This window comes from Dyella sp. (assembly GCF_051954575.1).
Taxonomy (GTDB): domain Bacteria; phylum Pseudomonadota; class Gammaproteobacteria; order Xanthomonadales; family Rhodanobacteraceae; genus Dyella_B.
This window is the reverse complement of the sequence record NZ_JBQCHP010000004.1, coordinates 1-22,716: the sequence shown is the minus strand read 5'-3', so window position 1 is coordinate 22,716 and position 22,716 is coordinate 1. Positions and strand designations below refer to the sequence as shown.

The 22,716-nt window shown below is 64.1% G+C and carries 12 protein-coding genes; 8 read left to right on the top strand and 4 right to left on the bottom strand.

Annotation, left to right across the window (positions count from 1 at the left end; genetic code table 11):
* Positions 1-590 (top strand): hypothetical protein (locus ACTHNE_RS00740; protein ID WP_440268314.1); only part of this gene is annotated, 590 nt, incomplete at its 5' end.
* Between the two features lie 391 nt (positions 591-981).
* Positions 982-1,236 carry a hypothetical protein gene (locus ACTHNE_RS00735; RefSeq protein WP_440268313.1) on the top strand — a complete coding sequence of 85 codons (255 nt, stop codon included), beginning with the start codon at positions 982-984 and terminating at the stop codon, positions 1,234-1,236.
* Between the two features lie 106 nt (positions 1,237-1,342).
* Here the strand turns inward: ACTHNE_RS00735 and ACTHNE_RS00730 are convergent, their stop codons facing one another.
* The 4 genes from ACTHNE_RS00730 to ACTHNE_RS00715 form a co-directional block, all read right to left on the bottom strand.
* Complete coding sequence (locus tag ACTHNE_RS00730; protein WP_440268312.1) at positions 1,343-5,122, bottom strand: translocation/assembly module TamB domain-containing protein; 3,780 nt, start codon at positions 5,120-5,122, stop codon at positions 1,343-1,345.
* 7 nt (positions 5,123-5,129) lie between these two features.
* A complete protein-coding gene (locus tag ACTHNE_RS00725) occupies positions 5,130-6,893 on the bottom strand; it encodes an autotransporter assembly complex protein TamA (RefSeq protein ID WP_324946079.1) in 1,764 nt (587 codons plus the stop codon).
* A gap of 210 nt (positions 6,894-7,103) precedes the next feature.
* The gene (locus ACTHNE_RS00720) at positions 7,104-9,722 is read right to left on the bottom strand and encodes a glycosyltransferase family 2 protein (RefSeq protein ID WP_324946082.1); all 2,619 of its coding nucleotides are present in this window, start codon (positions 9,720-9,722) and stop codon (positions 7,104-7,106) included.
* Positions 9,723-9,940: 218 nt separating this feature from the next.
* On the bottom strand, positions 9,941-10,411 hold the full coding sequence (locus ACTHNE_RS00715) for a Dps family protein (protein WP_324946084.1): 471 nt from the start codon (positions 10,409-10,411) through the stop codon (positions 9,941-9,943).
* A gap of 112 nt (positions 10,412-10,523) precedes the next feature.
* Here ACTHNE_RS00715 and hrpA point away from each other — a divergent pair, with 112 nt between their 5' ends.
* The 6 genes from hrpA to ACTHNE_RS00685 all read left to right on the top strand — a co-directional run.
* The gene (gene hrpA / locus ACTHNE_RS00710; RefSeq protein WP_440268311.1) at positions 10,524-14,600 is read left to right on the top strand and encodes an ATP-dependent RNA helicase HrpA; all 4,077 of its coding nucleotides are present in this window, start codon (positions 10,524-10,526) and stop codon (positions 14,598-14,600) included.
* A gap of 119 nt (positions 14,601-14,719) precedes the next feature.
* Positions 14,720-16,846, top strand: coding sequence for a RelA/SpoT family protein (locus tag ACTHNE_RS00705; protein ID WP_440268310.1), 2,127 nt, complete (start codon positions 14,720-14,722; stop codon positions 16,844-16,846).
* 102 nt (positions 16,847-16,948) lie between these two features.
* Positions 16,949-18,712, top strand: a complete 1,764-nt coding sequence (locus ACTHNE_RS00700; RefSeq protein WP_440268308.1) for a hypothetical protein — start codon at positions 16,949-16,951, stop codon at positions 18,710-18,712.
* Positions 18,709-19,548, top strand: a complete 840-nt coding sequence (locus ACTHNE_RS00695; protein ID WP_440268307.1) for an NAD-dependent epimerase/dehydratase family protein — start codon at positions 18,709-18,711, stop codon at positions 19,546-19,548. The genes ACTHNE_RS00700 and ACTHNE_RS00695 overlap by 4 nt, the downstream gene beginning before the upstream one ends.
* Positions 19,549-19,979: 431 nt before the next feature.
* Positions 19,980-22,313 carry a penicillin-binding protein 1B gene (gene mrcB / locus ACTHNE_RS00690; RefSeq protein ID WP_440268306.1) on the top strand — a complete coding sequence of 778 codons (2,334 nt, stop codon included), beginning with the start codon at positions 19,980-19,982 and terminating at the stop codon, positions 22,311-22,313.
* A gap of 4 nt (positions 22,314-22,317) precedes the next feature.
* Positions 22,318-22,716: tetratricopeptide repeat protein (locus ACTHNE_RS00685; RefSeq protein WP_440268305.1), on the top strand; the 399-nt coding region annotated here is incomplete at its 3' end.

Sequence of the window (22,716 nt, the reverse complement as noted above, 5' to 3'; positions counted from 1 at the left end):
ACGCTTGTCGCGGTTCTTGGCGTCAGCGGTTGCTTTGGCTACAAGCCTTTTCAGCCACCGCTGTACCTGAGCTAATCCTGGGAAAAGAGTGGTGTGCCCGAACACCAAGTAATTGCGTCACTTCTTTCATTAGAAGGCCGGCTTTGATTGCACTCATGCTTTGTTTGGCTGCATTTTCGACTGTTGTGCAGGCTGTCCGGGCTGACGACGTGCAAAAACGATTCGCGTTGTCTGCGCAAGCCTTTCCAAATCAGGAAAAGTTTCTATATATCGACGTGCCATCAGCAGGAAATGGCGTCAGCAACGCGCTTATACGGGGGCTTATTGGGAATGCCCAATGGATGCATCAGTTGACGGATGTCATGGCTCGCGGCGCGCAGTCGCCTACCTATCTGGTAGTTGGTAGCGGGAGTGATTCGGTTGCTTACTCCGCGCTGCGCAAAGCTTTGGATTCATTCAAAGGACGCCTTTTACCTCAATTGCACGTGGCGCTGATTGGCGATCTTCGTCAAGCAGAACGACTGCGTCCAACCGTTGAGGCGTTGGGTGCGGAGTATCGCGTGCTCTCGTCGTCATCCAGCAGTGAGTGATGGAATTCATCTCGCCACACTGGCAGCCTCCTGGTTTGAATGCGGACAGAACGCTGACGGCTACGATCGAAAGCTGAAATAGCTCGAGGCAAGAGTGGCAACCGGGTGCGTTTGCAGTGCAGCATCAGCTGCAATGAGGGCAAGGCGAGTAGTTCTGCCAAAGTGTCAATGAGGATGATCGCAAAACGAACAGTTGCTGCATCCTTGATGCTTACAGCAAACCGCGCTATCGCCTGACGGTTTAACGAGAACCGACAAGTTACGATGCTTTGTCCACTAGAAGATGTGGCTCTCTCGAACAGGGATGTACGTTTCTGAATCCCTTTCGGCGTGACGCATTTGCTGGGTATATCGGTTTCGACCGGTCATCGTAAAGCCAAGAGCTCTCGTAATGAGTTTCAAGTCAAACCCAAAATTGACGAATCAGAAGCTCGCATTCTTATCGATCTTTGGTGTTGCCTTTTTTCTCATCGTGGCTGGCTTCGCTGCGGCACTTACGGTGACCTATTACTTGGTCCACGGTTATGCGTCCGGCTGGACGATCGTAAAGCTGGCCTTGTGGGGCGCAATAAAGTGCGGTTTGGTAGGTGGCGCGACGATGTTTATTCTCGGATATGTGGCACTCCGTTACCGAAAGAGCCATTGAATATTGCGTTTATCAGCGCCTTGTTCGAGATGAGACGGGGCGCCCACCTGTTGTGATTTCCAACCGGACGTTTTCAAGCCAACACTCGTTTGCCAGCCGACCCCCGCTATTTCTCGATGCGGTAATTGAGGCTGGCCCGATTGAAGTCGGTGGCGTTCTGCGCTTCGAAGCTCCAGCGTCGGCTGAGGCGGTAGCGCAGGGTGATGACCTGGCCGGGTTCGAACAAGCCGATGCCGTAGCTCAGGTAGAGCCGCGGCGATAGGTATTTGCCGACGGTGAAGGCGGAGCCGCCGTTCAAGGCGTCGCTGCTGCTGACGCCAATGTCTTCGATGCCGAGCTTGCTGCCGATGCTCTTGGCCAGCAGGTTGCCGGTGGCTGAGCCGAGTGCCTGGGCGGCGGCGTTCACCATGTTGCTTTCGCCGCCGCTGCTCACTTGCGATAGCGGCTTGCCGGTAATGAGGTAGGACAGTGCGTCGGACTGATCCATCACTGGATTGGAGAACACGGTAAGCACGGGGCGCCTGGCCGTACCCGTGATCTGCAGGCCGACTTGCTGACCTTCGTTGATGGTGGCGTTGGGTTGCAGGCTGCGGATCGCCTTGATGTTGAGGCCAGGATTGTCGATCGGGGTACTGGCGAACAGCAATTGGCCTTGCTGAATCTGTAGGTTCTGGCCGTAGGCCTTGTAGGTGCCATTGACGGTGACCTGGCCTTGTCCGGTCGTGGCGCGGCCGGGATGTTCCTCCACCGTGATCACGCCGCCCAATCGGCCATCCAAGCCCATGCCGACCAGGTGCGCGTGCTGGCCCAGGTCCACCTTGATCGATGCGTTGATCGGCATGGCGCCGCTGTTGGCGGCTGCCTGCGGTTCGTCCACTACCACGATATCGGGCGAGGCCTTGTTGACGCCGCTACCGGGCAACTTGTCGAGGTTCACGTCGGCGCTGTCCAGCCGCACGGAGCCGGTGGCGGCAAGTCCCTGCGCGTCGTGGCGAACCAGTAGGTCCGGCGTAAGCACGACCTTCGCCGCGGGAATGTCGATGACGGTCACTTCGTTGCCTTTCAGCGCGATCGCCGTGGGTGTTTGCGTGTTGAGACCCACGGTGCCGTTGATGGCGAGCGTACCCTTGCCGGATTGCACGTTGCCGTCGACGCGCAGCTCGCGCGCGTCGGTGGTGGTGGCCACCAGCCGTCCGCCGGTGAGTTTCAGGCCCGCGTCGGGCACTTCGGCGGCAAAGTTCTCGACATCCGCCTGGCCGGTGATCGCGGGTTCCGCGACGGTGCCGCCGAGCTTGAAGGCACCATTGACGCGGCCTTTGACGTTGGCGAGCGTATCGGTAAACAGGCTGATGAAGGCCAGGTCATCCAGCTGCAGGCCGATCTGGCCGCTCAGCGATTGCTGCGTGCCGGTGATGGCGATCTGGCCGTCCAGACGTCCATTTCCATTGAGCGCCGCATGAAGGGTCGCTTGCTGGTTGCCGGGCGCCAGCGCGGCGTTCAGGGCGAGGTCCTTGTAGCTGAGCAAGGGCTGGTCGGGGTGCTCGTTGTAGGTGATGCGGCCTTGCGGTGAGCTGATCGAGGCGTTGCCGCTGAGCGTACCCGCGTTGCTGCGATGGATTTTTCCGCTGCCTTCCAGCATGCCGTCGGCGCTCAACGGCATATCGGTAAGACCGGCGGCGTTCACCACCAGGGCCAGCGGCACGGCGTGCAGGCGGTAGCTGGCGTCGAGGTTGTCGCCTTTGTCCAGCTTGCCGCTGACGCAAAGCAAAGGTTCGCCCGCGGTCAGGCACAGATCGCCGAGGCTGGCGCTGCCATCGTTCCAGCCCAGCGGCGTGGCCTGTTGCAGGCGCCAGCGCGGCAGGCCTTGCATATCCAGCGTGAGCGAGGACAGCGTGCCGTTCCAGTTCTGCGCCTTCAGCGATCCATTGAGCACGAGCGATACCGACAGCGGCTGGCCTTGTGCGTCGAGCGACAACTCGTGGCGCGCCGAGGTGCCTTGTCCGTTGAGCCGAATCTGTTTGAAGGCGAGGCCGCCAAGCTCGGCGCCGCTTGCATCCAGCACCAGCTTGCCGCCCGGGTTGCTGACGTCCGGCACGTCGGCCTGCAATTGCAAACTGTGCACGCGCTGCGTGCCCCAGCTCAGCGATTGGCCCTGCAGCGTGCCGTTGACCGCCAGCGCAGGATAATTGCCGTGCACGCGGAACTGTCCGTTCAAGGCGCCGCCGGCCTGCGGCAACCAATCGTTCAACGATGCGATCGCCAGGGTGACGTTTGCATTGTTGCTGTTGCCCGGTTGCGCCAGCAGCTTGACCGTGCTGGTGCCGGAGGCCAGTTCCAGCGTGCCGTCCACGACATGATTGGGCGAAAGATGCAGCCGCCCCGTGCCGCGCAGATGCCGCTGGCGCAACTGGCCTTCCAGCTTGCGCAGTTCGAGCGTGACGTCGGGTTGTTGCTGCGCAAGCTTGCCCTGCGTGGCGAGATCGGCATCGAGCAGGCCCTGCCAGCCGGCGAAGAGTTGTCCAGGATCGAACTTGTTGGCGGTGGCCTGCAATTGCCAGGCGAGATCGGGCTGAAAGGTCAACGCACCGTTCGCACTGAAGTTGCCTTGCGGTTGCAGCAGGCTCAGGGTATGCAACTGGATCTGTTGCGGTGTGCCGTCGAGATTCAGTGCCAGCTTGGCCGGCTTGCCCGGTGGGCCGATCGTGACATCGCCCTCGGCGTGGTAAGCATTCGCGCTGCCTTTGGCGGCCAAGTGTCCCTGGCTGTCGAGCACCTGCCCAACCAGATCGGCCGGCAGTTCGAGGTTTTTCCAGTCGATGCTGAGATCCGCGCTGGTAGGATGCGCATCCAGGTGAATCGTGCCGGCAGCGTTCAACTGCCCTTTGATCTGCGGCGAGGCCAGTTGCAGTTGCTGCAGGCTGAGCGTTTTGAAGTCCTTGTCGAAGCTCGCCTGCAAAGGCTGAAGCAGCACGCGGTATTGATTGAGATCGAGCTGGCCGGTAAGCGTGCCGCCTTGCTTGTCGCCGCTGCCTTGCAGGTTGACGCCGAGGCGCGTCACCGAACTGCTGCCGAGCAAGGGCTTGGGATCGAAGGCGGGCGCGTCGAGTTTGGCCGTCCATGCGTTGTCGCCGCGCTGATCCATGCTGAGCTGCAACTGCGCGTTCATCGGTTGCGTCAAGGTGAGGTGCAATTGCGCGTTGCGGCCATCGCCTTGCGCCTGCAGCGTGCCAGCGTAGTCGGTGTCGCTCAGCTTCCACGCGAATTCCGCCTGGCCTTTGCCGCGATAGCTGCGGCCGATGCCGAGCTGGCCGTTGAGATCGACGTGCCCATCCGGCGCGCGCAGCGCCAGGCTGTTCACGTCGACGCCGTGGTTGGTCCAGCGGCCCGAGAGATCGAGCTGGTCGGAAGCGAACAACGGCTTGCCTTGCTCGGTGACGACGACGGGACCGACATGGACGCGATCGAGCAGCATCTCGATCGGCGGCTTCAGCGAGAAGGTGCTGGAGGAGGACGATGCCTGGGTTGCGGGCAATGCCACCTCCACACGCTCTACACGAAGATCGACGATATGCAGCTGGCGATAGAGCAGGGCGCCGAGGTTCCAATCCAGATGCGTGCGCGTGATTGCGGCACGCGTGCCCTTGCCGTCGTCGTAACGCAGCAGCGCGATATCGATCGGGCCGATCAGGCGACCTTCCGCTTGCTGTACCTCAAGCGCGCCGTGCGTGAAACCTTGCGCTTGCGCCAAGGCGAAGCGCAGGCCCGCACCGGTGCAAAGCAGCCAGAACAATGCCCCGGCCAACAGCACGAAAACGACCAGCGCGCCGAGGCCGATGGCGCGAAGCCAGCGGCGGCGAGGGCGGGAAACGGGCGGCGTGGTAGTCATCGCGTGCTTACAGGTCCGGGCCGATCACCAGGTGCAGTTCCACACCGTGGTGTTGTGCATCGTTGATAGGCGTGCCCACGTCCACGCGGATCAGGCCCACCGGCGAGCGCCAGCGTACGCCGATGCCCGTGCCGATCTTGGGATGGACGTTCACGTCGTTGAAGGCGTTGCCGGCGTCGACGAAGGTGGCGATACCCCAGCGTGGCGTGAAGTAGTGCTCCAAAGTGGCGCTGGCGATGACCAGGCTGTTGCCGCCGATCACGCGGCCGTAACTGTTCTGCGGCCCGACCGCCTGGTAAGCGTAGCCGCGAATGGACTGGTCGCCGCCGGCGAAGAAGCGCAATTGCGGCGGCAGTGCTTCGAAATTGCTGGTCCATACGTGGCCGAGATCGCCGCGCAGGATCAACCGGTTGGTGCGCCAGAACGAGCGGATCCACTTGCCGCTGGCCATGACTTCGCTGAAGCGCGCGGTGGAGAGCAGGTCGCCCGCCGTGCTGCGCGCATCGAAATTCAGCGACCAGCCGCGACGGACGAAGTCGAAGTTGTCCGCCGCTTTGCGGCTCAGCGACCCTTCCGCATAAATGAGCGTACTGTGGCCGTGTTCCACGCCCGGCGTGCTTTCCGGTTCGTTCGGTCGCTTGCCGACGCTGAAGGTGCCGGTAAGCGCATGCACGCCCACGGTGCGTACCCAGTCGTGCCAGAGTTCGCTTTCGTTGGCGACGAGTTCGAGCGTGCGTGATTGCGAGGTGACAGTATTGGCGTCGCGGTAGGTGACGCCAAAATTCAGGCTGCGCTGGTTGCCGCCCGCTAACGGAATGGAATACTGACTGGTCACCGTCTTCAACCGCTGCGCCAGCACCACGTCGTTCTTCCACTTGTGGCCGTAGCGGTTGATCCAGCGGTATTCCACGCCGCCGCGCACGCCCACGCCGGTATCGGTGCCGACGAACAGGCCGGCGGTATAGATGCGGCGTTTGGCCGGAGCCAACTGCACGCGGATGTCGACCACACCATCCCTGGCCTTGTCGGTTTCCGGAATCACGTTAACGGCGGAAAAATAATCGGCGCCGTTCAAGGCCTGCTGCAAGGTCAGCAACTGGTTCTGGTCGAAATAATCGCCCGGCTTGAACGGAATGTAGCGATCCAGAAACGCCGGCTGGAACTGCGAGCCTTCGAAGCGCACCTCGCCATAGCGGTAGCGGCGTCCCACGTCCCAGGCCAGATGGATGGCCGCGCTGTGTTCGCCTCGGTTCACCTCCACGCGACGCACCGTGAGTTTCGCGTCGAGATAACCGTTGGCCGTCAACGCATTGTTCAAGGCATCGCGCGCGGCGTCGTAGGCGGTGTCATCCAGCCGCTGGCCCTTGAGCTTTTCGATGCCGCGCCGCGTGGCGCGGATGGGCCGCAAGGCGGCGGCGGTGGGATCGAGCTGGATGTCGACCGAGGTGACCTTGACCGGCTCGCCCGGTACGACGTGCAGGGTGATGCGCCAATCCTTGCCGACCTGCTCGAGTTTTCCGGTGGTGTGCGCTTCGTAGTAGCCGTACGGCCTCAGCGCTTGATTGGCTTCTTCACCGGCGCGGTCGTACAGGCGATGCACTTGCGCCTCGCTGACGTCGCGCGTGGCGTACTGGGACAGACTGACGCCGGCGGTGACGGCGGCCTTGAGCGGATCGTCCACGCCATCCACCACCAGTTGCACCCCGGCGTGGCCCAGCGCGGGAACGAGCAACAGCGGAAGCAGGCTTAGGCAGCGGCGAATCCGGCGCATGCGTTAGGGTTCCATCCTGGGTGGAGCATCGCAAGTGACGCAGCTTAGCGAGCCCGGTGTGCATCGCGCATTAAGGCTGTTCCTATTTTGTGGTGCGCGTCATCCGTGGCCCGAAATGCATCGGGCTGGGGATAACCGTAGGCTGGGATGGAATCCCAGCACCACGAAGGCGGCGATGCTGGGATTGCATCCCAGCCTACTTCGGAGAGCTCAGCCGGCCTTGTCGCCGGAGCGATGTGCGATCCATGCGCCGATCAGGGCCGAGACGTACGGAATCGATTGCGCCGCCAGGATGAACATCCACAACTGGCCTTCGGTGAAGTGCGCCGCGGTGCTCTTGGCCATGCCGATGATGCACAGCGCCAGCGCGATGAACATCAGCATTTCCTCACGCACCGGCGCGAACGCGGCAAAGTTGCTGCCGCCCAGGCGACGGCTCTTGGCGGTGACTACGAACGAAGTCTTCTCGCGCGTAAGGCCGTGCAGGATGCCGCGTGCGATCGCATGGCTCAGGCCCATGCTGGCCAGCGAGGCCATGATCGTGTCGTACCAGCTGCAAGGTACGCGTGCGCGGTACAGCACGACGCCGAAGATCGCCTTGGCGAAGAAAAAGCCGATGATCGGGATCAGGAACAGCTGCATCGGCAGGCTGAAAAGCTGCGGCAGGCCGACCATGCCCGCGGTCCAGAAGATCGCCATCAACGTGAAGATCAGGTGCAATGCATCGGCGAACCAGCTGAACCAGCCGGTGAGGAAGTGGAAGCGCTGGCCGCTGCTGAGCGGGCCTTTCTTGGTCATCCACTGCCAGCGGCCCTTCAGGATCTGCATCGCGCCGAAGGCCCAGCGATAGCGCTGGCTCTTGTACGCCTTGAAATCGGCCGGGGTGAGGCCCTTGCCCATCAGCTCGTCGACGTAGACCAGCTCGTAGCCGGCATGCATCAGGCGCAGGCCGAGTTCGGCGTCTTCGCAGATGGTCCACTCCGACCAGCCGCCGGTGCCTTCCAATGCCGAGCGGCGCACCATCGTCATGGTGCCGTGCTGGATGATCGCGTTGCGCTCGTTGCGATGATGCATGCCGATGCGGAAGAAGCCGTCGTATTCCCACGCGGTCATGCGGCGGAAGCGGTTGTGCTCGAAGTCGCGATGCGCCTGCGGACACTGCACCACCGCCACCTTCGGGTCGTGGAAGTAACCGGTAAGCGCCTTCAGCCAGTCAGCGCGCACCACGTAGTCGGCGTCGATCACCGCCACCACGTCGGCGCGCGCATCGGTTTCCTTCAGGCCGAAGTTCAGCGCGCCGGCCTTGAAGCCGGGCCACGGTTCCAGGTGGAAGAAGCGGAATTTCGACCCGAGCTTTTCGCAGTATTCCTGCACCGGCTGCCAGATGGCCGGATCCTTGGTGTTGTTGTCGATCACCAGCACTTCGAAGTTTTCGTAGTCCAGCGCGGCGAGCGAATCGAGCGTGATGATCACCATCTCCGGCGGCTCGTTGTAGCAAGCCAGATGGATGGAGACGAACGGCTGCTTGTCGGCCGGATCGGGCGGCAGCATGTCCGCATGCCGCACCCAGCTGCGCCGCCACAGCACTTCGGTGAATTCGAAACCGTTGATCAGCAGGATCGCCAGGATCGCCACCTGCGCCGGGAACAGCAGCACCAGCATGCTCCAGTCGACCCAGCTCAGGTAGAAATTGAACGGCAGCGTCACCGACCACACAATCAGCCCGCAGGCGAGCTGGATCAGCACGTCGAAGAACAACCGCCCGGTCAGCCGGAAGCGGCTGAAGCGGATACCGAACCAGACCATCGGCAGCAGCGCCAGCAGGCTTGCGGCCAGCGCCTTCCACGGCCAGCCGGTGTCTTCGGTGACCGGGCCGGTGAGCGGGAACTTCAGCTGGCGATCGGCGTTGAACAGGCCCCAGTAGGCGCCGGTGCGGCCCTCGCCCAGGCCTTCCTTCCAGGGCTGGTCGAAGGCTTCGAACAGGTAGTAGTCGACGTTGTTCTTCTTCGCCCATATCAGCCATTCGCGATCGAAGATCGCTTCGTTGGATATGGACGGATACGCACGCTCGCGACGATCGCCGTTGGACGGCCAGCCGATCTCGCCCACCACCACGTGCTTGTTCGGGAAGCGCTGCTTGATCTGGTTGTAGGCGCCTTGGGCGGCCTGCACCGCCACCGAGTACTTCGGGTCGCTCGATACCGGCAAGCCGTTCCAGAACGGGAACAAATGGATGGTGATGTAATCGACGTGGTCGGCCAGCTCGGGATATTTCAGCCAGATGTAGTCCGGCTCCGCGATCGACACCGGCTGGTGGATATGCGCGCGCGCGCGGTCGAGATAGTTGATCATCTTCTCGACCGGCACGTTGTTACGGAACAGCACCTCGTTCCCCACCACCACCCGCTCGATGGTGTCCGGATAGCGCTGCGCCAAGGCGATCAGCGTGTCCAGTTCCTTTTCGTTGTTGTCCAGGCGGGTGTCGATTTCCGCGCCGGCCATCACCTTCAGGCCCTCTTTCTGGGCCAGGCGGAACACCTGCGGGTTGAGCAGCGTGGAGTAGGTGCGAATGCGGCCGGTGTAATGGTGAAGCAGCTTCAGGTCGCCGGCGATTTCGTCGTCGCTGGGGAAGCTCTGGTTGAACGGGTTCTGGTAGCGCTGGAAGAACGACACCGAAAAGCCGTTGATCTGCCCGTGCCAATCCTCGGGACCATGCGGGCGGTTGCTCCACCACCACAGGCCGATGTTCAGCGCGGCGACCACAAGCGCCAACAGGACGGCGGAGATGATCGATGGCCCGGATTTGGATTGGGTGGATGTGGCGCTCAAGAAAGTCCCCGCAAGTCACCTCTCGTGAGGCGCGTGAATCCTGTGGAGCTTAACCAATTCGCGGCGGGGGGCTCAATAAATTGCGGGTGAGTGGTCAGCGCAAGGTCAGGGCTATCTCCATGGGCCACGCTCCGTCACCCCGGCGAGAGCCGGGGTTCGGCGCCTGGACAGGCCTGTGGCGCCGGGTTGCGGCGTTCGCCAGGACGGGACTTTCACGTTCACTTCAACAACGAGCGCAGCATCCACGCCGTCTTCTCATGGGCCTTCAGCCGGCCGGTGGCCATGTCCACGGTTCCTTCATCGCCGGCCGCGTCGGCCGTCTTGATCGTCTCGCGCGCGGTGGTGGCGGCGATCTCGTGGCCGGTCACGAGCTGCTCCACCATCTCCTTCCAGTCCGGCACGCCGGCTTCTTCCTTGATGGTGGTGAGCTTGCCGAACTGGCTGTAGGAGCCCGGCGCGAACACATCCAGCGTGCGGATGCGCTCAGCCACCTCGTCGGCGGCCAGCCACAATTCGTTGTACTGGGCCTCGAACATGGTGTGCAGGCTGTTGAAATGCGGCCCGGTCACATTCCAATGGAAGCTGTGGGTTTTCAGGTATAGCGAATAGGTATCGGCCAGCAGTTTGGACAACTGCTTGGCGATGGCTTCGCGATCCTTCTTGGCGATGCCGATGCTGGTGGTGGCCATGCTGCGCTCCTCATCTGATGATGTTGACGCAAGAGCTTAGCCGCGGCCCGATCGCGCAGGAAATGAATAATGCAGATGCAAACCATAGCCACCGGCTATCATGTGCGTCTGCATGAGCGACTCCAAGCCCGACACGATCCCCGCTTCCCCGGACTCTCGCCTGCGCACGCTGCGCAAATCGCTGGACGCGGTTTCCTCCCGCGATTTTGGCCGCCTGCTGGGCCGCTGGCGTGGCCTGTCGCGCCGCCCGGACGAGAAAAAGCTGGAGGCATTGGCCGCCGACATCGCCGCCTCGGCCGAGCGGAGGCAGCGCCGTGCGCGAAGCAAGCCGGAAATCCGCCTGGACGAATCGCTGCCGATCACCGCGCGCGCCGAGGAGATCGTCAAGCTGATCGGCGCGCACCAGGTGATCGTGATCGCCGGTGAAACCGGTTCGGGCAAGACCACCCAACTGCCTAAGCTATGTCTGGCGGCAGGCCGCGGCGAAGCCGGCATGATCGGGTGCACCCAACCGCGCCGCCTGGCTGCGCGTTCGGTGGCACGCCGCGTGGCGGAGGAGCTGGGCACGCAACTGGGCGACAAGGTCGGTTTCCAGGTGCGCTTCAACGACCAGGTCTCCGAGCAGAGCCTGATCAAGTTCATGACCGACGGCATCCTGCTGGCCGAAACGCAGGGCGATCCGTGGCTGTCGAGCTATGACACGCTGATCATCGACGAAGCCCACGAGCGCAGCCTCAACATCGATTTCCTGCTCGGGTATCTCAAGCGGCTGGCGCTGAAGAGGCCGGAGCTGAAGATCATCGTTACCTCCGCCACCATCGACACGGCGCGCTTTGCCGAGCATTTCGGCAATGCACCGGTGATTTCAGTGGAAGGGCGCGCCTATCCGGTGGAGGTGCGCTGGCGTTCGGTGGACGAGGTGGCCGCGCGCCGCAACCAGCGCAGCAACGAGCTGCAGCAGGGCAGCGCAGAACACTTGGCTGCGGTGCTGGACGAAATCACGCACGACGATCCGCGCGGCGATGTGCTGGTGTTCCTGCCTGGCGAGCGCGAGATCCGCGACGCGCACCTGCTGCTGTCGCGCCGGCAATACCGCGAAACGGAAATCCTGCCGTTGTACGCGCGCCTGTCGGCGGGCGATCAGGATCGCGTGTTCAAGCCCGGCCCGAAGCGGCACGTGGTGCTGGCCACCAACGTGGCGGAAACCTCGCTCACTGTGCCGCGCATCCGCTACGTGATCGACACCGGCAGCGCGCGCGTCAAACGCTACAGCCAGCGCAGCCAGCTCGAACGCCTGCATGTGGAACCGATCTCGCAGGCCGCGGCGGACCAGCGCAAGGGCCGCTGCGGCCGCGTCGGTCCCGGCATCTGCTACCGCCTGTACGACGAAGCCGACTATGCCTCGCGCGCGGCGTATACCGATCCGGAACTGCTGCGCTCCTCGCTCGCCAACGTGATCCTGCGCATGCTGTCGCTGCAGCTGGGCGAAGTGGACCAATTCCCGTTCCTGGAATCGCCCGATCCGCGCGTGGTGGCCGATGGCTACCGCCGCCTTGCCGAAATCAGCGCGATCGACGAGCAGCGCCAGCTCACCACGATCGGCCGCACGCTCGCGCGCCTGCCGATCGACGTGCAATTGGCGCGCATGCTGGTAGAGGCGCACAAGCTGGGCAGTCTGCGCGAACTGCTGGTGGTGGTGGCCTTCCTCAGCATCCAGGACCCGCGCGAGCGGCCAGCCGATGCGCGCCAGCAGGCGGATGCGGCGCATGCGGTGTTCGCCGATCCGAAATCCGATTTCGTCGGCGTGCTGAATCTCTGGCGCGAGTATGACCGTGCGCATGAGGAGTTGACGCAGTCGAAATTGCGCGACTGGTGTTCGCGGCATTTTTTGAGTTTCCTGCGCATGCGCGAGTGGCGCGAGTTGCATCGGCAGTTGCTGCTGGTGGTGCAGGAGCTTGGATGGAAGTTGGACTCCGCCACGAGCACAACGCCCTCTTCCCTTGGGGGAGAGGGCGGGGGTGAGGGGCCAACCTCGCGTGGAGCGAACAACGCGCGCAAGAAGCCCTCTCATAAAAGCCGTGCAGATAAATCTTCCGGCAAGCCCCAGCCCCTCACCCCAACCCTCTCCCCGGAGGGGAGAGGGAGCGAGAGCGACGGCGAACGGCAGTACGAAGCCGTGCATCGCAGCCTGTTGGCCGGCCTCCCCACGCAGGTCGGCAATAAAGACGAAAAAGGCATCTACCGCAGCACGCGCGAACGCCGCTTTCAGGTCTTCCCCGGCTCCGCTCTCGCCAAGACGCCGCCGAACTGGATCTTCGCCGCGCAGATCCTGGATATCGGCGGCCGCGTGTGGGGCATGATGTGCGGACGCATCGAGCCGGCGTGGATCGAGCAGCAGGCCGCGCACCTGTTGCGCAGCACCTGCCGCGAGGCGCACTGGTCGCGCAAGCGCGGCACGGTGGTGGCGTATGAGCAGGTCAGCCTGTTCGGCCTGGTGCTGGTCGAACGCCGCCCGGTGACGTTCCAGAAACAGGACCCGGCGCTTGCGCACGAGATCTTCCTGCGTGAAGCGCTGGCGCGTGGTGACATCGAAGCGCGCGCGGATTTCGTGCGCGCCAATCAACGCGTGCTCGAAGACGCACGCGGCATCGAGGCACGCCAGCGCCGCGAGGGTTTGATCCGCCATGAAGACGAACTGGTGGATTTCTTCCGCGGCAAATTGCCGGAAGAGATCGCCAGCAGCCGCGCGCTCGACGCCTGGTACCGCAACGCGCGTCCCACCGAACAGGCGGCCTTGCGCTGGTCGATCGACGATGTGATGGTCGGCGGCGCCGGGCTGGATCCGAAAGCCTTTCCCACCTCACTCGATCTTCCGCCGCAGCGCTATCGCCTGGAATACCGCTTCGTGCCGGGCGATGAAGCCGATGGCGTCACCCTGCACCTGCCGTTGGCCATGCTCAACGCGCTGCCTGCCGCGCGCTGCGAATGGCTGGTGCCGGGGTTGCTGGGCGACAAGGTGGCGGAACTGATTCGCGGCCTGCCCAAGGCGCTGCGCCGCAACTTCGTGCCCGCACCGGATTTCGCACGCGCCTTCGTCGAAGCCGAAGCGCCGCGCGACGAACCGCTGGCCAAGGTGCTGGCTGCGTTTTTGCGGCGTACCACCGGCGTAGATATCGAGGCGGGTGAATTTGCACCTGCGGAACTCGCGCCGCATTTCGCCATGCGCTTCCGTCTGCATGACGAGCAAGGCCGCACGCTCGCAACCAGCCGCAATCTGGCCGCATTGCGCGCGCAATGGGAAGGGCAGGCGCGCGAGGCATTTTCGCGCAAGACCGATATCGAACTCACGCGCGAAGACGTCACGAGCTGGGATTTCGAAGAAATTCCCGAACAGGTGCGTTCCGAAGGCGGCCTGATGGCCTTCCCGGCACTGGTCGATCTTGGCGATGCGGTGGCCTTGCGGGTGTTCGAGCGGCGCGATGAAGCCAGGGCCGCGCATATCGAGGGCGTAGAGCGCCTGCTGCGCCACGCACTGTCCAGCGACATCAAGCAGGCGCGCCGGCGTTTACCGATTTCCAATGGCATCTCCCTGAAGTACGCGCCGCTGGGCAGCGTGGACGGTTTGCGCGAAGACCTGGTCGAAGGCGGCTTCGATGACTTTCTCGAAACGCAAGACCTCAATGTGCGCAGCGCCGCGACGTTCGAGGTGCTGCGCACGCATGCCGCGCGTGAGCTGTTCGCCGCGGCGGTGGAGCGCTTGAAGCTGGCCGAACCGATCATCGAAGCGCAGGCTGAACTCAAACCGTGGCTGCAACCGCCGCTGATGGGTTTTGCGCGCGCCAGCTACGACGATCTGCGCGAGCAACTGGACGGATTGCTTGCGCCCGGTTTCCTGCGCGAGCTGTCGACCGCGCGGCTCGCGCATTTCCCGCGCTACCTCAAGGCGATGCGGCTGCGCGCCGAACGCTTGCGGCAGGATCCGAGCAAGGATCAGCAACGCATGCTGCAGGTGCTGCCGTACTGGCGCGAGTATCTCAACCATCGCGCCGCCGGCGACGAGGCGCTGGACGAGCTGCGCTGGCTGATCGAGGAATGGCGCGTGTCGCTGTTCGCGCAGGAATTGAAGACCGCCGAACCGGTGTCCCCAAAGCGCCTGGCGAAGGCGCTCGAAACCTTGCGCAATGCGTAGGCTAGAACAGCGATCGTAGGTTGGGTTAGCGCAGCGTAACCCAACATGTTCGAAGCGGCATTGTTGGGTTACGCTGCGCTAACCCAACCTACGCAGGCTACGCTCACCCCGCGCGCATCATGGTTCATGCCACCACCACCGCAAGCCACTTGGCGGCATGGCAGTCACGGGCCGGCACGCTGCCCCCGATACTGGCCGACGCGCTGGCGACGTGCGCGCAAAACGGGGTGAACGAACGCGAATGCGGCGACGTGCTCGATCTGCTTGCCATGCTTGGCTGCGATGCGCAGACCCAGGCGGCGGCGCTGTGGTTCGAGCTGTCGCGCACGCATCCGCTGGTGTGGGAGCAGCGCGCGGCGGCATTGCCGGACGAACTGCAGCGCCTGGTCGCCGGCCAGCAGGCGGCGGAGCGCGTATGGGCCTTGCATGCGCAGCGCCCGCCGCAAGGCGGTTCCGAAGGCCTGCGGCGCCTGCTGCTGGCGATCATCCGCGACGTGCGCGTGGTGTTCATCCTGCTGTCGCGCCAGCTCGCCCGCATGCGTGCCGCCGGCAGCCTGCCGGAAGAGGAGCGCCAGGAACTGGCGCGTCTCACCCGCGATATCCATTCGCCGCTGGCCAACCGGCTCGGCATCTGGCAATTGAAGTGGGAGCTGGAAGACCTCGCCTTCCGCTATCTGCAACCGGATACCTATAAGCGCATCGCAAAGCTGCTGGACGAACGCCGCAGCGACCGCGAATCCTTCATCCGCGAAACCCTGGCCGAACTCGGCGGTGCATTGCGCGATGCAGGTGTCCACGCCGACCTGGCGGGGCGCCCCAAACACATCTACTCCATCTGGAAAAAGATGCAGCGCAAGGCGGTGGAGTTTTCCGATCTCTACGACATCCGCGCCGTGCGCGTGCTGGTCGATTCAGTGGCCGACTGTTACGCCGCGCTCGGCATCGTGCATGCGCTGTGGCCGCATTTGCCCGGCGAGTTCGATGATTACGTCGCGCGTCCCAAAAGCAACGGCTATCGCTCGATGCACACGGCGGTGATCGGGCCGCATGGCAAGACGCTGGAAGTGCAGATTCGCACGCACGAGATGCACCGCGCCAACGAACTGGGCGTGGCTGCGCACTGGCGCTACAAGGAAGGCGGCAGCGGCGATGCGGATTTCGAGGCGAAGATCGCCTGGATGCGCAAGCTGCTGGAGCCGCGCAACGACGACGGCGAGCTGGCCGCCGAACTGCAGACCGAACTGCTGGAAGACCGCGTCTACGTGCTCACGCCCAAGGGCGAAGTGGTCGACCTGCCGCACGGTGCGACCGTGCTCGATTTCGCTTATCACGTACACACCGAAGTGGGCCATCGCTGCCGTGGCGCGAAGGTCAACGGACGCATCGTGCCGCTCACGCATCAGCCGCACAGCGGCGATCGCGTGGAGATTCTCACCACCAAGGTGGCCGAGCCGCGGCGCGACTGGTTGTCGCCGCATCACGGTTATCTGCACACCAGCCGCGCGCGCGACAAGGTGCGCGCGTGGTTCCGGCGCAGCGCGCACGAAGCCAATCTTGCCGCTGGCCGCGCGCTGCTCGAGCGCGAACTGAAACGCCTGGCGCTGCCGGATGTGGACGTCGCCAAGCTGCCGGCGCTGGTCCACCTGCAGACGCTGGACGAATTCCTGGTCGGGCTCGCGCTGGGCGAGATCAGCCCAGGGCAGGTGGCGCGCGTGCTGCAGGAATCGCAACAGCCGGCCGAACCCACGCCCAGCACGCCGCATCCCACCGCGCGTCCGGCCGTGTTCGATCACAGCGCCATCACCATCGAGGGCGTCGGCAACCTGCTCACCGTGCTGGCCAAATGCTGCCAGCCCTTGCCCGGCGATCCGGTGCGCGGCTTTATCACGCGCACGCGCGGCGTTTCCGTGCATCGCGCCAACTGCGCCAGCCTGGCGCGCCTGGCGCGGTGCGATCCGGACCGGGTGATCGACGTCAACTGGGGCCACGCCGATGCGCAGGCCTACGAGGTCACCATCCAGCTCAACGGGTACGACCGCAAAGGCCTGCAGAAGGACGTGGTCGGCGTGATCAGCAACGCCAACGTCGGCATCATCGCCTCCAGTAGCCGGCTGTTCCCGCGCACCGGCGAGGTGGAAATGCGCTACACGCTGCGTGTGCGGGATTTCGAGCAACTTTCGACCCTGCTGGACCGGCTGGCGATCCTGCCGAACGTGGTGGAGGCGCGCAGGGTGGGCGCGGGCTGAGACACCCCTGGGCGCGAACAGGCTGAACGCAACTTTTCGCTGCCGGCCCCTGTCATCAGCTCAATGCTAAGCTGAACGTCTTCACCTGTTAGCTCGCGAGCCATGAGCGGAAACCGCGATTTCAACAACCCGGGCAATTCCGGCCGAACCGAACCGAAGCTGGGCAACCTGGACCAGCTGCATGGGCCGCAACCGCCCGCCGAACCGGACGATGGCCTGCCGCGCATCCAGGTGGAGCCCGCGTATCGGCGCGGTGAACCCAACGGTCGGGATCCTTATCGCAAACGCCATCGCTGGATATTGCCGACGCTGATCGTGGTGCTGCTGGCGGCGGTCGGCGGCCTGTGGTTCAACCAGACCCGCCTGCGCAGCCTGGTGCCGCGCACCGATTTCGACGACGTTTTGCATCGCGCGCAAGTGGCGCTGCAGGCCGGCCATCTCGACGGCACCGACGGCACCAGCGCACGCGAGTTGTTCGAAGCGGCGCGCGCGCTCGAACCGGACAACGATGCGGCGCGGCAGGGCTTGAACGAAGTCGGCCGCGCCGAGGTGGCGCGCGCGGATGCCGCCGTGCACGCCGGCAATCTCCTCGAAGCGACCCAGGCCTTGACCAATGCGCGCGAACTGCTCGGCGGTGGCAGCGACGTGGACCGCCTGGCGCAGGCCATCGCCAAGGCCCAGGTCTCGTCGGGCCAGACCGACACCTTGATCGCCCAGGCGCAGCAGGCGCTCAGCCAGAACAAGCTCGATGGTCCCGATGGCGCCGCCGCGCTTTATCAGCGCGTGCTCAGCGCCGAACCGGACAACGCGGTGGCGCGACACGGCATGGATCAGGTCGGCGACGCGATGGCCGCGCAGATCCAGAAAGCGTTGAGCGCGAACGACGTCGCCAACGCCTCCGCCGGCATCGATCGTCTCGCGGCCGTTCTACCCAACTACGCGCAACTGCCCAATCTGCGCGCCTCGCTTTCCGCATTGCAAACGCAAGCCAACAGCGCATTGAACGACGCTATCAATCAAGGCAACGACGCCTTGCGCGGCGGACGCATCGCCGGCGACGGCAACGACACCGCGCTGGCGCATTTCAAGGCGGCGCTGGCGATCGATCCGAACAACGCGCAAGCCAAGGTCGGGCTTGGACAAGTCGCGCAGGCTTTGACGGTGCAGGCGAATGCGGCGATCGACGCGGGCGATACCGAGCACGCGAAGCAGTTGATCGATCAGGCCGAAACGCTTGCGCCCGGATCGGCTGACCTGATCGCGGCACGCGCGCGTCTGGCGCAGGCTCCGGCGACGCAACCGGCCGAAACGCAGCCTCCTGCAGCAACCGAAAACACTGCGACCGCAACCGACAAAACGCCCACGGTTCGCAAGCAGGAACAGGAACAAGACACCACCCCGCCGCCGCAACCGGCGTTGACCGGCCAGCAGCAAGTGCAGGTGGCCGATATGGTCAGCCGTGCGCGGCAAGCGGCGGCGCGTGGCGACATCATGTCGCCGCCCGGCGATTGCGCGTACGACCTTTATCGCGGCGCGCTCGCCATCGACGGCAACAATCCCGAAGCGCTGTCCGGATTGCAGAGTCTGCCAGGCCAGGTGCAGCAGCAATTCAACCAGGCGTTGCGCGCCGGCAATCTCAAGAAGGCCGGCAGCCTGCTCGATGCGCTCGACAATCTCGAACCGGGCGACGCGGCCCTGTCGATCTCGCGCCAGCGCCTGGCCTATGCGTGGATCGACCAGGCCGAGCAGCAGTTCGACAGCGGCGATCGCAACAACGCCGCCTCATCGCTGGAGCAGGGACGAAACCTGCTGCCGAACGATCCGCGCGTGCGGGAACTGGTGGCGCGCATGCAGGCGGGTCGATGACGGTATTGGTGTTTGGCGGCAGCAGCCAGATCGGCCATTACTTGCTGCCGCTACTGAGTGCGCGTGATGAGCCGGTGCTGGCCTTGAGCCGTACCGCGCATGCTCCGGCGCCAAACGTCACATGGCTTCCCGGCCGTCTTCCTGATGCCGTGCCGATGGTCGAAGACATATCGGCCATTTTCAGTTTCGGTCCCTTGAATCATCTTGCCGAATGGCTGGAGCAGGCCGAACTGCTACATGCGCCGCGCGTGGTGGCGGTCAGTTCGATGAGCGCAGACAGCAAGCGCGATTCGGAGGTGCCTACAGAGCGTGAGCTATCCCAATTGATTCGCGACAGCGAAGCGGCGCTGGCCAAAGCCTGTGAAAAACACGGCAGCGCCTGGGCCGTGCTGCGCCCCACGCTGGTTTACGGTGCCGGCATGGATAAAAGCCTCACGCCGATGGCGCAACGCGCGATGCGCACGCGGGTGTTTCCGCTGCCTGCCGGCGGTGGCCTGCGCCAGCCGGTGCACGCCCAGGATCTGGCCCATGCTGCGCTCGCCGCGCTGGATAACGCCGGCGCGGCAGGCAAGATCCTCGCCATCGGCGGCGGCGAGCGGCTGCCGGTGGGCGAAATGTTCGCGCGCGTGCGCCGCAGCCTTCCGGTCGACACGCTGCCTTTGCCGATCCCGGCCTGGCTGCTGCGCACGGCGCGCCGCAGCGTGGGCAAGTTGCGCGGACCGTTGAGCCGCCTGGAAGCGGATCTCATTGCCGACAATACGGAAATGACGCGACTGCTCGGCGTGCAGCCGCGGCCATTCCGCCCCGACCCCGACTGCTGGCAAGCTCCCGTGTAGGTTGTTGGGGTGCAAACCCTGACGTATCCCCACGTTTTTGCTCGACGATTTCAATAAAATCAGCGAGCTATACACCTTGCATATGATCTTCCAGATTACTGGGCCGTCATTCCCGCGAAAGCGGGAATCCATCTGCTCTGATGCAAAAGCAAAGATGGATTCCCGCTTTCGCGGGAATGACGGCATTTCGGGCACATATGCACCAAACGAAAAAACGTGGGGATATATCAGGGCACAAACCCCAACACCGTGATCTATGTATGCATGGCGATGTTGGGGTTTGCCCCCCAACCTGCGTGAATTGCCTGTCCAATACCCTCGGAATGCCCGCGCCAGGCCATTTTCAGCAGGCCTGCGTTCATCCGGCCGCCGGGTGGCGCCCCCTATGATCCCGACACACCGATCCGCCATCCCCTACATCTGGATACATCTTGGACGCTCTGAGCCGAATCCGATCGATCGCACGCGCGTGCTGGCCTTGGCTGCGCATTCCGTTCTGGGTTTGCACGGGCCTGTTGTTCGGGTTCCTGCTGCCGTACTCGCTGATCCTCAACCAGCGCGTGCAGAACCGCTTCAACGATCTGGTGTTCGCGGTGCCCACGCGCATCTACTCGCAGCCGCTGCGTCTTGCCAGCGGCGTGCCGATGAACCCCAGTACGCTGGAAGTGGAGCTCACTTTTTCCGGCTACGTCAGCGACGGCCACGGCGACGTGCCGGGCAGCTGGGCGAAGAAGGGCAGCACGTATTTCATTTCCTCGCGCGGCTACGCCGGACCTGATGGCGGCGAGTTGCCCAAGCACCTCCGCGTTACGCTGGGTAACGGCATCGTGCAGTCGGTGAGCGACCTGGGCTCCGGCAAGGCATTGAGCGAAGCGCATCTGGACCCGGCGCGCATCGCCACCGTGTACGGCGCCAAGCAGGAAGATCGCAGCTACGTGCAGTTGAGCGACGTGCCGCCGTTGCTGGTGGCTGGCCTGCAGGCGGTGGAGGATCGCGACTTCAAGCATCACATCGGCGTGGATTTCACTGCGATCCTGCGCGCGCTGTTCGCCGACCTGCGCGCGGGCCACACCGTGCAGGGCGCGTCCACACTCACGCAGCAGCTGGTGCGCAATCTGTTCCTCAATCGCGAACAGACCATGGGGCGCAAGTTGAACGAAGCACTGATGGCGATCCTGCTGGAGATGCACTACAGCAAGGCGCGCATCCTGGAGGCGTACGTCAACGAAGTGTTCCTCGGCCAGCAGGGCAACCAGGCCGTGCACGGTTTTGCGGCCGGCGCGGAGTTCTATTTCGGCCGGCGCCTGGATTACCTGCGCCCGCAGGAAATGGCCTTGCTGATCGGCCTGGTGAAAGGGCCCAGCCAGCTCGATCCGCGTCGCTATCCGGATCGCGCGCTGGCGCGGCGCAACCTGGTGCTGGACACGTTCGCCACCACTGGCTTGCTCACACCGGAGCAGGCGCGCGCCGCGAAGCAGACGCCGCTGGGCGTGATCCCGGACGGCCAGTTGCCGCACAATCGCTTCCCCGCCTTCATGGAACTGGTGCGCCAGCAGATCACCAACGATTTCGATGAAGACACGCTGCGGCAGGGCAACCTGTCGATCTTCACCACGCTCGATCCGGCCACGCAGCTGTATACCGAACAGGCGCTCAGCACCGCCATCAACAACCTGGGCAAGCGCGGCGAAGACACGCAAGGCGCCGGCGTGGTGACCGATGCGAAAACCGGCAGCGTGCTCGCCGTGGTCGGCAGCAAGTTCCCGGACGAACAAGGCTTCAACCGCGCGCTGGATGCACAGCGGCCGATCGGTTCCACCATCAAGCCGTTCGTCTACATGGTGGCGCTCACCCAGCCCGATCGCTGGAACCTCGCCACGCAACTGGACGATTCACCGATCAGCATGAAGCAGCCCGACGGCAGCTGGTGGACGCCGCACAACGACGACAACCAGAGCCACGGCATGGTGCCGATGGTCGATGCGCTGGCCAATTCCTGGAACCTCGCCACCATTCATTTAGGCATGTCGGTGGGCGTGCCGCGCATCAAGGCGTTCCTGGATTCGTTCGGGCTGACGCAGATCCAGCCCGGCCCGTCGCTGCTGATCGGTGCGGTGGACCTGTCGCCGCTGCAGGTGACGCAGCTGTACCAGTACATTGCCTCGGATGGCCATGCCTTGCCGCTGCTGGCGGTGAGCGGCGTGGTCGACGGCAACGGCCGCACCATCAAGCGCTACGAGGTGGAGGCCGGCAAGGGCGAATACCAGCCCGCGGTGCGCCTGATGACCTGGGCGATGCAGCAGGTTGCCACCTACGGCACGGCCAAGTCGCTGGCCGAAGGCAGCCTGGCTTCCTTGCATGCGGCCGGCAAGACCGGCACCAGCAACGACCTGCGCGACAGCTGGTTCGCCGGCTTCACCGGCGACCGCCTGGCGGTGTTCTGGATGGGCCGCGACGACAACAAGCCCAGCCATCTGTGGGGTTCCACCGGCGGCTTGCGCGCGTGGCAGGAACTGTTCCGCAAGCTGCCCACCCTGCCGCTGTCGCCGGCGCCGGGCGAGGGGCTGGAAATGGCCTGGATCAACCCGGCCGATGGCCGCCGCAGCGACCCGGCTTGTTCGGGCGCCAAGCAAGTGCCGGTGATTGCCGGTACCCTATCCACCGATTCGGAAGGGTGCTTCTGGCAAAAGATCGGCAATTTCTTCGGCTCCGGCCAAAATGCCGCCTCCTCTTCCGATACGCCAACCACCAACAGCAATCAGTAATCGCATGAGCACGTCGTATCGTCCGTTTCGCCTTCTGTTGCCCGCCGCGCTCGCGGGTATTCTTGCCGCCTGCGCGCAACCCGCGCCCGAAGCGCCCAAGCAGCCGCCGCCGGGTAAATCCAATGTGGCGATGGTGAGCGAGATCCGCGCCGCCGGTGAGCGCGACAAGTCGGTGATCAACGTACATCCGCTGATCGACCCGGGCATCAGCGCGCTGAAGGATGCCGCACGCCAGGACGAGCGCAACGGCAACTACAAAGACGCCGCGGCCAAGCTCGATCAGGCGCTCAAGCGCAATCCCGACGCACCCGACGTACTGCAGGACCGCGCCGAGGTCGCCATCTACCTGGGCGATTTCCAGCTGGCCGAAAAGCTTGCGCATCAATCGTGGACGCTGGGTTCC

What these genes read in the sequence shown, in the direction of transcription:
- ACTHNE_RS00735 (WP_440268313.1), top strand. Translation starts at nt 982, where the DNA reads ATGAGTTTCAAGTCAAACCCAAAATTGACGAATCAGAAGCTCGCATTC.
- ACTHNE_RS00730 (WP_440268312.1), bottom strand. Translation starts at nt 5,122, where the DNA reads ATGACTACCACGCCGCCCGTTTCCCGCCCTCGCCGCCGCTGGCTTCGC.
- ACTHNE_RS00725 (WP_324946079.1), bottom strand. Translation starts at nt 6,893, where the DNA reads ATGCGCCGGATTCGCCGCTGCCTAAGCCTGCTTCCGCTGTTGCTCGTT.
- ACTHNE_RS00715 (WP_324946084.1), bottom strand. Translation starts at nt 10,411, where the DNA reads ATGGCCACCACCAGCATCGGCATCGCCAAGAAGGATCGCGAAGCCATC.
- hrpA (WP_440268311.1), top strand. Translation starts at nt 10,524, where the DNA reads ATGAGCGACTCCAAGCCCGACACGATCCCCGCTTCCCCGGACTCTCGC.
- ACTHNE_RS00705 (WP_440268310.1), top strand. Translation starts at nt 14,720, where the DNA reads ATGGTTCATGCCACCACCACCGCAAGCCACTTGGCGGCATGGCAGTCA.
- ACTHNE_RS00700 (WP_440268308.1), top strand. Translation starts at nt 16,949, where the DNA reads ATGAGCGGAAACCGCGATTTCAACAACCCGGGCAATTCCGGCCGAACC.
- ACTHNE_RS00695 (WP_440268307.1), top strand. Translation starts at nt 18,709, where the DNA reads ATGACGGTATTGGTGTTTGGCGGCAGCAGCCAGATCGGCCATTACTTG.